Here is a 14,878-nt window from a genome sequence, read left to right as displayed (position 1 = left end):
TGTAATCTTTCATTACAGATGTCCCTAAAACACCATCTAGACTTAGTCGCTTAGTGTAATCTTCCATTACAGATGTCCCTAAAGCACCTCCTAGACTTAGTCGCTTAGTGTAATCTTYCATTACAGATGTCCCTAAAGCACCTCCTAGATTTAGTTGCTTCGATGGATCTTCCATTAAGTCATCATTTTCTACTTTGTTTTGAAAATCTTTTTCTTTGGTCATAATATCACCTCACATTAGCATTTTCACTCATACTTTTTTCTACTTCATCCACTATTTACTATAATTTTTATTCCGTTGAAAGCGTACTATACCATCAAGCATTGGATCAAATAATCTGTCAATTATGTCTTTATTAAGTGATTTTGACAGTCCGTCTGCATCATTGAATATTCGAGTGGGACGCTCTGCGGTACTGTTTTCAATGTAACTGCCAATCGAATAGATTAAAATTCATGCCATGTGTGTTGACCTACTATGCATACAAGTCCTCTAAGCTGGGGGCAATTATGTGGTAATAACCCCCCTCACCCGCTTGAATAACTCTCTGACCTTTTGAAAATTATGGTATATATAGGCATTATACGATATTATTAAATGAATACTAATACTTTGTTTCCTTAGCTACTGAGGTTTGACACATGTCTCCCCATTCCTAAATTTCTTCATACTGCTTTCTCTTGTTAGCATTTTAGATGTGGTTCGTATGAAATAGATTCATCTGACGCACTCAATCTAGTTTCTATTAACGCAGAAACATGTGTTATTTTATAGAACATGGTAATCACTTACCTCACTGGAGTGAAAGGGTCAGATTCATTCCTCAGTGGCTAAGTATATAAAAAAAGACAATCGTTTGATTGCCTTTTTCCAGTTATTAAATTAGTATAGAAGCAATTTTCGCCACTTCAGCAGTTCATTTACTACCTTAACCCTTCACGTTCTAACAAGCGATAGAATGTTCCAGTACCTATTGATAATGCTTTACAGATGTATCTCACTGACTTACCTTCCTTATACCACTCAACCGCTTGTGTAGCCTTCTCTGACTTCTTACCACCTACTGTAACCTCTATCTTGCGTCCTTTAAACTTACCCTCTTTCTTTGCAATCTCGATACCTTCACGTTGACGTTGTAATGTTAATCCACGTTCAAGCTGTGCTAAGCTGCCAAAGATATTTAGTAAGAACTCATTCATAGGGTTGTTACTGGAAGTATCCAACCATGACTCGTTGAGTGACTTAAGAGAAGCTCCCTTCTCCTTGATTAGTTCAACAATCGTTAACAGGTCTTTTACTGAACGGGATAAGCGGGATATTTCATGAACAATCACTATATCTTCTTCTTGTATCTCCGATAGCATTCTCTGCAATTCTGGGCGATCTGTATTCTTACCACTAATTTTCTCTTCATAAAACAACTCACATCCCGCTTCTTTAAGCGCTTTCCGTTGACGTGCAGTGTTCTGTTTTTCAGATGATACTCTTATGTATGCTATTTTTCTCATATAACATCCTCCATTACAGGTTTATCTTTCTAAATAGTAACAATTAATTCGGTAACAGTCAAACGGTAACAAAGTAAACATATAAAGACCCTTGTCATTACAGTGTTTGGTATTTACTGTAAAACGTTACCGAATGCTTACAGTCTATCGAGAACAAAGTTCTTCATTATATTGAAGATAGGATATAAAAAAGACACCCATTAAAATTGGATGTCTTTTCATAGCTTATTAACTAATTCACTAGTTCTTAAAAGTACTTCCTTTAATAATTCAATCGCATTTTCGTCACTTGGTTCGTTTGTTCCAAGTTCACCTCGGAAAGCTTTCTGTAATATCGATTTTTCTGCATGTAAAAGATTTTCACAAACTTCATTATATTTTACTTCCAACTGATCAGCTAGAGACAAAAATCTCTCAACTCGTCTAACAATTTCTAATTGTTCTCGCATGGGAGGAATTGGAATATTGATTTCTTTAAGCTTTTCTTGAGTTAAATGCCGTATTGTTGTTTGTGACGTTAGTTTTTCAAATACACCTTTATTATGGCAGTCCAGCAAGAAATAATAAATATATTCTGGGAGTATAAAATCTTTATCACATCTTAACCGATGTAATGCCTTTTGATACATACATCTTTGAATTTCATCTTCCCAAATTGCAGTACGACCTACGATTCCACCTTCACAAACTAACAAATCTCCTTTCTTTAGTAAGTATTTTTCTATCTCACTTTCTTCAAACCCCATCTCAAGAACGTCAGTTAATGCGAATCTCCCCCATTGTACATTTGCATTTCGCAAATATGGTAGCATGGTTAAATTCTCACCATAAGCCTTACGTGATAGCATTTTACCTAACTGCATTTCACAAATGAAACCAAGTTTAGTTACTGCCCATTTTTCGAGATGATGAAGTTCATTATTTAATCTAAAAGAATTGTTTCGTTTCATTTCAGATTTATTAGCCATTTTCTTTTCTGATAAATTCTTCAATATAACCATTGCACTTTCAATATCCTCTTGCTTTGTTCTCCAATCTGTTGTTAAATCGCCATTACAAGCAGCCGAAATAACCCCACTTCTAAAACTTTGTATTATGTCAGGAAAATTGTTTATTAAGCCCTTTGCTTCTTCAATTTTACTTAATAGCCCCTCCACTTTCATTGCAATCCTTATTTGTTCGTCTAATGGAGGCAACGGGAGAGGAATTTTTTTGGACTTAGATCCTGAAAGCTCCTTAAATGTACTACCACTTGAAATAGACTCTAAATATGCTTTTGAAAATTTTAAATACCAGTATAAATATTGTGGATAATAGGCATTACTTGGAACAAAACTTTTAAACCCTTGATTTGTACATAGATTTTCAGAAKCGATTGCAACATAGCCTATTGGCGCTCTGGAAGAGAGTAGCACAGTGTTAATCGGTAATATTTTTGTTGAACTTTCAACTAAACCAAGCTCAGTAATATTACGTTTTCCCCTACTTATGTATATGTCCTTATATCCAGAAAGGTCTGAAGGTGTTACCCATCGAATAGAACCTTGGTCATAATATTCTTTGACTTTAGACTTTGGTGTACCACCACCTACCACTTCAGTAATTGCGCCCGTCCATGTCCATACCCAATTTCCKGGAACTTCAAATCTTTGTTCTTCCTTTGGCACTATAGATTCTACTATTAATTCTTCAATAGATTTTTTTTTCTCACTCATTGTGTACTTACCTCATCCTCTTCAACTGCTCGAAGTTCTTCAACAACTTCATTTAATAGATCCATCGCCCGCTGGAGTTTTACGATAGCATCTTCTACTGATWCAATTGGATCTGGTAAATTTTCGAGAGAAGATAAAGATTCATCTGCAATTAATCCGATATCTAAACTATCATTCTTATTCTCAATTACTTCTCTTGTAAACTTGTTCCAGCGTTCATCTTCCACTTTAGAGCGGTCTTCAGATACATAAGCTTTCATGAAATTTTCAAAATGAGCCATAGTTAATTGATTACGCTTTCCGAACGAAGACATATTTGTGCGTAGGTCATACACCCAGACATCTTTTGTATTATCTTGGTCAGTAATTCCTCTATTAAAGAATAAGACATTTGTTTTTACACCTTTAGCATAAAAAATTCCTGTTGGTAAGCGTAAAATGGTATGTAAATTACATTTGTTCATCAAGTCACGACGAATTTGCGCACCAACGCCACTCTCAAACAAAACGTTATCTGGTAAAACCACCGCTGCACGAGCTTTTCCATCATCCTTTAATGCGTTATATATTAATTGTAAGAAATTTAATTGCTTGTTTGAGGTATCATGTGTTAAATCATCACGGGAAACTCTTTCTCCACCCTTTTTTGTACCAAAAGGGGGATTTGTTAAAATGACATCATAGTTCTTCATCCATTTTCCGTTGCTAGATAWTGAGTCCCCATGTTCAATGCGTCCTTCCAAGTTATGAAGCAACGCATTCATCAACGCAAGTCGATGTGTTCCTTGAACAAGTTCCATCCCAGTGAAAGCCTCTTTCTTTTGAAACTCTGCTTCTTGTGGATCTAAGTCAAAATAGTTATCAGTTTGACTTTTTAGGTACTGATCTGCTGATATCATAAAGCCAAATGTTCCTGCCGCTGGATCAACGCAACGCTCACCAATTTTCGGATCAATTAATTGCACCATGACATCTATTAGTACCCGAGGTGTAAAGTATTGTCCCGCTCCAGATTTTGTTTCACTTGCATTCTTCTCAAGTAAACCTTCATATAAGTTTCCAAGTCCCTCTTCTTTTGCATTGTACCAATCAAGGGCGTCAATTGATTTAATGATTTTCTCTAGGTTTTTTGGTTCAGCAATACTCGTCGAAGAATCACTGTAGATTAATCTCAATTTTTCGTCATCGCTACTTCCTAGTTCCAATAACAAACGTTGGTAGAAAACCTTTAACTCTACACCTTCTCGTTCCAATAAGTTATCCCAACGGAAATTCTCAGGTAGAACATTTTCAGTTTCTTGTTCCTTCATCATCTTTAAGAAGAGTAAGTATGTTAACTCTGTAACATATTCTTGATATGAAATTCCATCATCACGAAGTACGTTACATAAATTCCATAATTTTTGTACGATTTCTTGGTTGTTCATTTTTCTACCTCCATAAAATTCTTCGTGATATCGAAAAAAGCAACACTCAACTGCAGAGTTTTTCGTTAGATTAATTTAAAACGAATATACTTATTATAACGTAAAAAGCACCTCAAAAGAGGCGCTCATTAACTAACATAAAGATTATCATTTATCGTATAAACAATATTATCAATATGATCACCAAACTCACGTCTTAACATGGTATAACCACCACTACTTAGAAAAGGTTCTTCTGTAAAGGCATCTTTAGGTAACGGTGCTAATACAGGCACTTGAAGTAACTGTTTCTCAATACGCTCCAACCATTTCTTTTGCCTTGGTGTCCATTCATGTAGTGAATAAACTTTCTGCATTGCATGTTTAATGCGTGATTCATGGCTTACTAGTACTTCACCGATTGCAGCTTGACGAATAAAACTAATAATATCTGCAGCTATCTCTTCATTTTTGGATTGTTTCCATGCTGTCTGTAAATGTGATTGTTTATAACCTTTAATTTCTAGGATGGTAATGAGTTCTCTCAAATCTTTACGTGTTAAGTCTTTAGGTCGTGTACATACAATATGAAGCGCTGGAATTTCATTCATGTTCTCTTGGATAAAACGAACAAATCCATTTAAGTAGTCTTCGGGACGACTATTTCCTTCTCCATATCCTCGTAATACACCCGTAATGCGATCTTCTTTATTGGAGATATATCTTCTCTCTCCGCTAGGTTGGTACGTTTCCATGTATTCAAACAAAATCGAATGTTCTTTAGCATCACTTGGAGTATAGGTATGGATATCTCTTGCCCATTCGTCTACACTTTTACCGTTAGACAATTCTTCAAACTTTTGTTTACCTTCATCTTTCAACTTTTGTTTACTTCTCTGTATTTTGGCTACTAGCTGGTCTCGGTAAAATGTTAGTTCATCTTCATCAGTGGAATTGGTCAGTGATTCAAATAACTCCCCAATAGTGTAAGTTTGTTTTTTTATTACTGGTTTCATATCGGTATAACTTTGTAATTTATCATAGATACCTACAGCATCGTAAATATTAAAGTGTGTCTTACCAATCTCAGGACAAAGGCGAGTTGCTCGCCCAAGCATTTGGTCATATAGAATACGAGACTTAATTCTTCTTAAAAAAACTATGTTTGTAATAGTTGGAACATCTATACCAGTGGTCAATAAATCTACAGTAACTACTACATTTGGTAACCGTTCATTTTTGAATCGTTTTATTGCATCCAGAGGCTTATATATTGAACCAGTAATTTTTACAATTGCATCATCCTCGACTTCATCACCACGATCTTTATAAGCCTTTTTCAATAACCGTACAACTAGATCAGCATGATCATTGCTTGCAGCAAAAATTAAGGTTTTTTCTTTTCCTGTTGGATCAACGTATTCAGTGAGTTTATTTAACACTACTTGGTTAAACGATTCGGTAATTACCCGTTTATTAAATTGCTCCACATCAAAATGGAGAGTATCCTCTACCTTTTCAAGTTGAACTTCACCACTATCGACATCATAATATTCAACTTCATCATCTTTTTCAAAGGCAATTCCCGCTTCTGCTAGTTCTGTTTTGAACAAATATGGGGGTTCATGATCCACTAAGTAACCATCTAACACCGCTTCGCTATAAGAGTACTTGAATATTGGCATTCCAAATATTTCAGTCGTATGAAGAGCTGGAGTCGCTGTAAGTGCTAAACATGATGCATCAAAATAATCGATAACCCGACGATATTGACTTATATAATCTTCTTGATCACTGAATAACAGTTCTTCATCAGACATCTCACGATCGATGGTGTACCCACGATGCGCTTCATCTACAATAATGAAGTCATATTGTCCAACGCTGGGGGGATTTCCATTATTATTAAAAAACAGTCTTTTCACCATTCCTTGGACTGTAGCAATTTGCACTTTGGTGGCAATCTCAGGTGTCATATCTTCTAAGGATTTAACGTCATATATATCAGAGAAGGAGTATCCTTCAATTTTTGTGTCTTTTAACACATCCTCAGTCTGTTTTCCTAAGGACTTACGGTCAACTAGAAAGAGAATTCGACGACACTTTTTAGACTTGATTAAACGATACATAAGAGCAATAGCGGTACGAGTCTTCCCCGTTCCTGTTGCCATGGCAATCAGCATCTTTCGATTACCTTCTTGCAAAGCTCTCTCTGCTTCAAGTACTGCACTTTGTTGATAATGACGTAAGCCGAATTTAGTAATATCTTCATTCTCAAGAATTTTGTTCGCTTCTCGGTCATCTTGACTAAGCAATAGTTGCAAATCTTGAGGAGAATGCCAGCCTTCGAGTGGACGTGCATGATTTAAAGGTTTCCGAGCATCCCAAAACCAAATACCAGACTCTTCTTGTAGTTGCTTTAGGTATGGTCTCCCATTTGTTGCATATAAAAATGGTGTTTTATATTCGCCTCTTGAAGGATGAAGTGTCTCATTCTCTATTTGAACAACGTTTTTCGCATATACTTTCGTCTGGCTATCTAGTGCAGATGGAATGTTTTTATGTGTTGCTTTTGCTTCAATTAAGCCAACAAGCTGCAGTCCAATAAACAATGCGTAATCAACACGACCTCCACTAACCTTCCATTCTGCTATTGCCATGTTTCGATTTTTTACAGGTAAAGTCCCATTCTTCTGATGATTAAGAGTCGGCGTATCAGCTTCCCAACCTACTGCTCTTAATTTTTCATCAATGATGGTTCGAGTTTCAGCTTCTGTTAATCGCTGACTACGCATAAAGTTTTTCGAAATTTTCTTTCGCTCTTCCTTTACATCTGGTTGTTCAGATTCTGCTTGCTTACGAATTAAGTCTAATTCCTCTTCAAGTTTTTGTACTTTATCTTCATAGTCTCGTTGAAGCTTAGTTGTATCGATTTCGGTTTGTAGTTGCGGTTCTGTATATTCAAGTGCTTGGAAGTTCCAATCACCGTATACTTCCATGAACCAAATGGATAACCGAAATGCTAAATGCAACACTGCCTTAGCCTCTTCAATTCTTCCAAAATCCGCTTCATGCATCGCTTGATTTCCTTTGCGACGTAGTGTCTCAAATATTTCAAATAACTCTGGATCAACTAAGCCCTCACGGAGTAATTTGTTAATACGTTCAACTTGTGTAGTTCCATATAATTCTTGAATATTTTCCGATGCAAGAATAAACTTCGACAATGTTTCTCCAAACAAACGAAGCTTCATTATCGTAGTATGAGGATCATGATATAAATTTTTCTCCGCTGTCTCTCCTAAGTTAGCAAGTACATCCCATTTGCCTATGAAAAATGCAAAGTTGCTTGACATTGACATCACCATTTTCTGCAAGATTAAATATTCTAATTATACTATAACCATCCAGAAATCAATAAACTTAAAGGTATTTATTACCATCGCATATTCGTACCTACCCAATTTCGGCAGCAAAAAACTAATCGAGATTTCGCAGAAAACACCTTGAAAACAGGCTGTTTTACACAGTAGAAACGTGATAAATATCCTTCTTGTATCGGTGAATTAACAAGGAATTTGTGAGTTAAGGTGGTATAAATTTCGAAGTACTAATTGGGGGTTATCTCATCATGGAACAAAGTGTTGGTTGAAGACAATTCATATCCAGACCTCGGAATAAAGTGGCTTCTAGACCAAACTCCAGAGAGAAGTTAATTCGAATAGAAGTTTAGTATCACTGTCTTGTATTCCGATCTATGTTTATTTATCCGCTCTAATATAGAAAAGGATAACCCAAATCTGAGTTATCCCTAATTACACTTACTTTTTATAATGACACTCCGAATAGTGCATTAATATCATCGAGAATTCCATGAGTCTGTTTATTTTCTTTACGTTTCAATTCTTCAACATAGTCAAAAGATGGGGTTCTCGGTTCATTCATAAATCTCTCTTGACTTTTTTTCTCATTCTTTAATTGGAGCTTTGCATCTTCTAGGTTTTTCTGATTCAATCTGCTTAGAATAAGACCTGTTGAACCTTGAGGTAGAGTGTCGATATTTACACCATTCATTGCATTATGAATAGCTTTTACAACTGTTTCTGATCCATAGTCCTCAGCCAATTGGTTAAGCTTCTTTGCAGAGTTATTATTCTGTTCTCCTTGGTAATTAGTGAACCATTTTTGGATATTGGCATCAGAAATGAACACTTTTTGTCTCGACTCTTTAGGTGTTTCTTTTGAATTCGCTTTTATTGGCTTAGCAACCTTAACCGAACTAGACGAATCAGCAGTGAAATAGACCTCCAACACCTCAGTGTTAAGATAGTAACAATTTACATTTTTCTCTTTGCCGCCTTTTTTGTACGATCTTTTAACCGTCATTAATCCTTTTTGTTCTAAAACTTGAATATGACTCTTAACGCTTCTTTCTGATTGTCCTGTAATATTTGCAATACTTGAGATAGGAGGATATGCGTATACTTGACCTTGTTCATCTTTTGTATTGGATTGAATACTCATATTTCTAAACGATACCAACGCACCATATACAAGCGTYTCTCCAACCTTTAACTCAAAATCACTCATTAAATTTGTATTAAACTTTATAAACCCTATTTTGCTTTCTTTCATACACTATAACCTCTTTTTTTTTTTATAAAAAAAGTCATAATGCTTACTCACAAAAGTCTTCATTCCCCTGTTTGAAATAGAGAGAAAAAGAAATAGAATAGAGAGGAGCAAAGCGACTAGGAGCGTAAGCGACCCTGTTTACTTACTTCTCTTATTTATTCCTCTAATACTTCCTCTTATATTGGGCAAATTTCGCACTACCTCTATACAATTTTTGCACTACATTAAGTGTAATTTTTTCACTAGGGTAGTGTAAATTTTGCACACCCTCTATATCATCATAATCAAACCTTAATTGTATCAACTAATAAGTAAAACATCCTCTACCTTATGGGAAGAGTGGATCTATTACTATAAATACCATTCACTTGAATTTCACTTCGGTAAACTGCTTTCCACTGATTGTAATTTGTACTTTTTCAAATTTCCCTTGACCTATTGCATTAGCGAATTTCTTTAATAACATTGGTTCTAAAACTTCATTTGGTATCGAACGAATTACTTCTATTAGGATTCGAGTTCCTTTTGAAATATTACACACTTTACACAATACCCAAGCATTTTCCTCAATACTAGCTGTATTTGGTCTGCATACATTCTGTGCGAGTTTATGGTCAACTTGCACTTCACTAGTACTCTTGCATATTTGACACAATGAACTGTACTTCTTTAAGATTGCCTGCTTTTGATTCTTGGAAAAATCACCACCATTCTCCCTGCGTTTTTTATCCCGTTCATTGTTACAATCTCTACAAGCACTAGTAACACCATCTTTTTTACTACTATCTTTACTGAATTCTTCTACACTCTTATTTCCTTGGCATTTACTGCATTTTTTTAACATTTAATATGCGTAGTGAACAGACTCTCTCTCTCACTCACACTATTTTTACTACTCTATCCTCGCTTTCTATAATTTGATTTGGGGTTTCTGCATTACCTATCGTCTACATGAACCTGCAACCTGCAAAATATTGGATTAGCTTTTACTTTCCCTTGTAGTAGGTCATAGGTAGACAAACGTTTAATTCCTATCGAGAAGGTTGCATAACATTATTATACACTTGGGAAATTTACTAAATTTGTGCAAGAACCATCAATAAAAAGCTAACGGTTCTTCATGTTAAACCGAAAATTCGTGTCAAGTACTTTTTTAAAAAATAAGCTAGTTTTTCGGACTTGGAACTGGCTTCGTAACAAGGTGAGGTTTCTTCTAGCGGAAGATCGATTTGTTATTATGAGGAAATTTTATATTGAGCTTGATTTACCTTGAATTTATTTATAGAAGAAAAGAAAGAAGAAGAGGAGAAGTAGATTAAATGTGTTTCGTATCGAATCGAAAAAATACCCCTCTCGTGTGAATCAACGTGCTAACCAACTGGTCGGGGAATTAATTCAACCTTTACTCTTATATCAGTAATACCAAGAAGAAACCCAATCTCAAAGCAGGTTGAAACGAACGTGATTAATAGAATTAACTATTTACAATCATACATTTGTTTCAACTGAGAAAAAGATATCTCAATACCAATCTTTTTTAATCTATTTTGTCTTTGTAAGAAAACTGTACGTAAAAGTTCTTCTCGCTCAATGTCAGTCCCCAAATGAACAAGACGATGGCAATTTGGGCATAGGGCTGCAACATTTGCTGTTTGATCTAATTCATACTCGAAGTGTTCTTGTTTCGACATCGGGACAATATGATGAGATTCTACATATTGCTGCCGTGTTGCCTTTGATGTAAAAGTTTGATGAAATTCATTTATCACACATTTATACCTTGCCCCTATCAATGCTTTTGCCGAGACAGAAGAACGTCTTGGGAACGATTCTTTCCCCTCACTAGTTCGAAAAGGTAATCGTCTACGGATTTTTTTATCTATTTCTTTTTCATTTACGTCCACTACTCTTGCTAGCCGTTGAATTTCTTTTTGAAAGCTTTCTTCACTCTCATCATCCTCTAAAAACATTCCTTTTTCTCCTAATAAAAGACCATCATTCACCTCTTTATTATTAATATTAAATTCATCAATACTTTGGTATACGTGGATTAAACTCAAAAGGTTTGCCACAATCTTCTCCGATGACGGAAAGGATCTTACATCATAGTAAGTTCCGCAAATATGTCCCTCTTCGAAGTACTTTGCAACTCCTCCTCGCCTTTCTCGTCCTTTTAGAATGATTGACAATACTTGCAAGTTATATGGAATAGGTAATTTCTCTTGTAATAAGCTTCTCTTGTACTTCATCATATCCATAGCCTTTTCCCTTTGATACTTAAATGTGTAGTAGAGCCAGTTTTGATTTAAGCTGACATACAAACCTTCTCCATTTCCGCAAAATAAAAAGAGGATGTGGAATTCTCTGTTCATTGAGTTTGTTATATCTATCACTTCTATAGATGCGCAACAGACCTCTCCCCAGAATCCACCCATTAATTTTCCATTGACCCTATAAATTTTCGAATCTAGTCCTACCTCATTATGCACAGCACTGATGAACTCTCTACGTAATTGCACAGAATGTTGTTGTTTCAACAACCGCAGCAATTTTTCAGCTATTGTGTTTTTTGTATTATATTGCTTTTTTAGTAGACTTTGATTATTTACTTCATTTGTTGCCATTACCGAAAATGTCATTATGTTATCCCCTTTTGCTTTGTACACCAAGTGACACAGTTGCGCCACTTGATTCGACAGTACCTTTCACTCGATTGAAGTACACATGTTGATTTCTATATACATACTCTAGTTCGCATTTGGGACAAGTCCACAAGTATCAAAACAAGTACATTCTGATTTTAGTTATTCTGATCTTTCTTACAATTATTGACCCGTTAATTACTATACTACAAATTCAAATAAATAAAAACTGAATATTCAGTCTAAACAAATGTATTGCAATTTTAATATGTTTTTATTCAAAAAACCAAAAAACGGACTAAAAAATCATTTCAATATCATTTCAATATAAAGGAATAACCCAACCACATTCAAAAAGGGTTGGGCAGTTCTTTTATTACTATGTCATTATTATCTCTTGCCAATTTGAATATCGACCTTTCCCCAGTCCCCTCCTACCCCCATCAACTGGCTCATCAAAAACCGAGGGATTTCAACTAGCCCTTAGTCTCAAACACTCATAAAAGGTCTAGAAAGTTCATACCCTCAACCAATTTTTATTCATCAATTCATTTCACTTTATATTCCTCAAATCTTATCCAAATAAAAAGCACCCAATTTCTTGGATGCTCAGTTGAATATYAAATTAAATTACACCAAGTTTTTCATTAACTTTAAAATAAAGTTCCTCTACTTCTTTAGGAGTCATCTCATATTGTTTGGCGACTTTACCGAAAGTAATTTGATATTCATTATCATCTTCCTCTTCACCATATAACTTCGAAATTAAATCATAAATTTCTAACTCTTCTTTGGAAATAGAATCTCTTCGCTTTTGAAACTCAATTAATCTTTCATCCAGCTCAGGTGTCAATTCAATAGCCTTCCCATTGATAGGAGTTATTTTCGTGTCTCTAACTTCCCACTTGTATTTTGCTGGTGCAGTCAATGGGCTATTCTCTAACTTAACAGTTGGACTAAACCAAAATTCAACCATGTCGCCTTTTACTTCCCAACCATTTTCAAATCCTGCATGTTTCTTTTCGACTACTTCTTTAATCGTTTTATTCTCATTATTGACAACATAATTCTGAACCAACTCTAAATTAACCATCCCAAACCACTCCCTATTGGATATTGTGTAAATATTTTCTACACCAACGATATTCTACACCTTACTCTTGATTTCCTTTATTACATTATGTAAGTGATCTCACGATCGTCTTGTTTTTCTATCCGAAAAATTTCAAGCTTACAAATTAGAATTACTTTTGACTTAATGCTTAGTTGGAAAAACCTTTCTCATCCTTGTCCAGAAACCTCGATCTCGTATCCGCTTCGTTGCAGTAACTCTATTGTTCACTACTAGAACTTCTGATTCCTCCCAAGTTGAATCCGTGATTACCACTACCCACTTTCCATCTCTACATTCACCTAAATATGCACGAATATAGCCTATTGCAATGCTATCTTCCTTTTTCAAGCTTGACCATACTGTTTGTATATTGTACTTTTCCATTACTGCATTTGAAATTATTAGAAACACCACTTTCATTATTATAATGGAAGAAAAAAGGATTCTATTCTCATAGTTTTCTTTTAGTTTATATGGTTGTTGATTCATTTATCATCTTTAGTGGATTAAACTGCCCATGTTCTTTAATTGTTTCGGGCAACACATGTGCGTAAACAAGTGTAGTGTTAATTCTTTGATCACTCAGCATCTTTTGATGGGTTTTAAAATTGCCTGAGCCTCACATAAACTTTCGTAAATTAGTAACAACCTCTTCTTCATCTAAGTCTAAGTATTGAGTGGTGACCGCCAAATTCGAATGACCTAATGCTTTAGAAATTAATGCAAGGTTAGCCCCTTTGTTTAGAAGGTCTTTTGCATATCCTCTTCTGATAGCATGAGGATTAATATTAACAAGGTTATATTCTTTACTGTATTTATGTAAACGCTTTGAGATAGCGTTATTGGTTGATTTAGTGTTTAGAGATGTTCCTTTTTGAGATAAGAATACAAATTTGTTTCGTTGGTTGTAACTGCTTCTTATTTTCTTATTTTGATCGATTAACACACGAAATAATTGAGCCATTTGATTGTCTATTGGAAGTTGAAGCATTTTATGATTTTTTAATATTGCACCGTCCAGATTTAACATCATATTTTCAAAATCAATATGACGCTCCTCAAGTTGTCCCAGTGTGTTTATTCTTATTCCCGTTTTGTATAGCGTTATAATCGCTACAGCGTCCCGTAAACCGATAAAAGAGTTTAAGTCTAACAAAGATAGTAAGATTTGAATTTCGTTGCTCGTAGCACCCTTCTTGACATTTTTATCAACTTTGATATTTATCGACTTCCAAAATCTTTGTTTAACCCAACCATTGTCAAAGCATTTTGAGAGGATTGCCTTCAAACATTTTAGGCGAATTAGTTTTGTCTGATTAGACACTTTCATTGAATCAAGCCAAAGATAAATCAATTCAGATGATATTTCATGAAGGTAGGTCACATTCGTAATTTTACAAAGATGATTCATGTGTAGATTATAGTCTTTAATAGTTCTTTGTCTGAATCCACTAACTTGCATTTGCTTCGTGATTGTAGTTAATGCTTTTTCAATTGTCATTTCTTTTTGCTGTGATTTTTGATCTCCTTCTATTAACCGCTTCACATCAAAATCAGCATTAATATCAAACAAACCTGTTCTTTTTGTCATAAAAAAAATCCCCTAATCAATTAGATTAGAAGATAATTTCGGTCTACCTTTTCAGTAGGGTTAGAATAAGGGATATTCAACAAAGTTCGTTTCCCCGTTCGTTCCCCTAAGTTCGTCAAAAGGTAGATATACCGGCGTTTACCGCCATAATTCTTACGTCCCAGGAGGGATTCGAACCCCCGACCGACGCCTTAGCTTACCACTATAGCTTTCGCTACCAATGAACATTGTTTGTAGTCTGGACTATATCTTCACCATTGCAGGTG

The 14,878-nt window shown here is 35.1% G+C and carries 11 protein-coding genes; all 11 read right to left on the bottom strand.

Features of this window, described 5'->3' with window-relative positions; translation table 11 throughout:
• Nucleotides 1–223, bottom strand: a 223-nt coding sequence (locus AC1DSB_RS05360; protein ID WP_477586017.1) for a hypothetical protein, incomplete at its 3' end; no start/stop codon positions are given.
• Nucleotides 224–924: 701 nt separating this feature from the next.
• Entirely contained in the window at nt 925–1,509 is a 585-nt protein-coding gene (locus tag AC1DSB_RS05355) for a recombinase family protein (RefSeq protein WP_477533202.1), read from the bottom strand.
• 218 nt (nt 1,510–1,727) lie between these two features.
• Complete coding sequence (locus tag AC1DSB_RS05350) at nt 1,728–3,224, bottom strand: restriction endonuclease subunit S (RefSeq protein WP_477586015.1); 1,497 nt, start codon at nt 3,222–3,224, stop codon at nt 1,728–1,730.
• Nucleotides 3,221–4,651: a class I SAM-dependent DNA methyltransferase gene (locus AC1DSB_RS05345; RefSeq protein ID WP_477586013.1), complete on the bottom strand. Its 1,431-nt coding sequence runs from the start codon at nt 4,649–4,651 to the stop codon at nt 3,221–3,223. Before AC1DSB_RS05345 ends, AC1DSB_RS05350 begins: the two co-directional genes overlap by 4 nt.
• Before the next feature lie 128 nt (nt 4,652–4,779).
• Nucleotides 4,780–7,986, bottom strand: coding sequence for a type I restriction-modification system endonuclease (gene hsdR / locus AC1DSB_RS05340; RefSeq protein WP_477586011.1), 3,207 nt, complete (start codon nt 7,984–7,986; stop codon nt 4,780–4,782).
• A gap of 472 nt (nt 7,987–8,458) precedes the next feature.
• Nucleotides 8,459–9,265, bottom strand: coding sequence for a helix-turn-helix domain-containing protein (locus AC1DSB_RS05335; RefSeq protein ID WP_477586009.1), 807 nt, complete (start codon nt 9,263–9,265; stop codon nt 8,459–8,461).
• Between the two features lie 364 nt (nt 9,266–9,629).
• Nucleotides 9,630–10,109: a hypothetical protein gene (locus AC1DSB_RS05330; protein WP_477586007.1), complete on the bottom strand. Its 480-nt coding sequence runs from the start codon at nt 10,107–10,109 to the stop codon at nt 9,630–9,632.
• Nucleotides 10,110–10,743: 634 nt separating this feature from the next.
• The gene (locus AC1DSB_RS05325; protein WP_477586005.1) at nt 10,744–11,904 is read right to left on the bottom strand and encodes an MrcB family domain-containing protein; all 1,161 of its coding nucleotides are present in this window, start codon (nt 11,902–11,904) and stop codon (nt 10,744–10,746) included.
• A 628-nt stretch (nt 11,905–12,532) separates the two neighbouring features.
• The gene (locus AC1DSB_RS05320) at nt 12,533–13,000 is read right to left on the bottom strand and encodes a hypothetical protein (RefSeq protein ID WP_477532744.1); all 468 of its coding nucleotides are present in this window, start codon (nt 12,998–13,000) and stop codon (nt 12,533–12,535) included.
• A gap of 162 nt (nt 13,001–13,162) precedes the next feature.
• Nucleotides 13,163–13,510: a hypothetical protein gene (locus AC1DSB_RS05315; RefSeq protein ID WP_477532743.1), complete on the bottom strand. Its 348-nt coding sequence runs from the start codon at nt 13,508–13,510 to the stop codon at nt 13,163–13,165.
• Between the two features lie 130 nt (nt 13,511–13,640).
• Nucleotides 13,641–14,612 (bottom strand): tyrosine-type recombinase/integrase, encoded by a 972-nt coding sequence (locus AC1DSB_RS05310; protein ID WP_477532742.1) that lies wholly within the window; start codon nt 14,610–14,612, stop codon nt 13,641–13,643.
• Nucleotides 14,613–14,878 lie beyond the last annotated feature (266 nt).

Source organism: Paenisporosarcina sp. P4_E4_2 (assembly GCF_056401595.1).
Note: the sequence above shows the minus strand (reverse complement) of the source record. Positions and strands in the feature narration are given on the sequence as shown.

Coding starts and splice junctions, on each gene's coding strand:
- AC1DSB_RS05355 (WP_477533202.1), bottom strand. CDS start 1,509: ATGAGAAAAATAGCATACATAAGAGTATCATCTGAAAAACAGAACACT.
- AC1DSB_RS05320 (WP_477532744.1), bottom strand. CDS start 13,000: ATGGTTAATTTAGAGTTGGTTCAGAATTATGTTGTCAATAATGAGAAT.
- hsdR (WP_477586011.1), bottom strand. CDS start 7,986: ATGTCAAGCAACTTTGCATTTTTCATAGGCAAATGGGATGTACTTGCT.
- AC1DSB_RS05330 (WP_477586007.1), bottom strand. CDS start 10,109: ATGTTAAAAAAATGCAGTAAATGCCAAGGAAATAAGAGTGTAGAAGAA.
- AC1DSB_RS05325 (WP_477586005.1), bottom strand. CDS start 11,904: ATGACATTTTCGGTAATGGCAACAAATGAAGTAAATAATCAAAGTCTA.
- AC1DSB_RS05315 (WP_477532743.1), bottom strand. CDS start 13,510: ATGAATCAACAACCATATAAACTAAAAGAAAACTATGAGAATAGAATC.
- AC1DSB_RS05310 (WP_477532742.1), bottom strand. CDS start 14,612: ATGACAAAAAGAACAGGTTTGTTTGATATTAATGCTGATTTTGATGTG.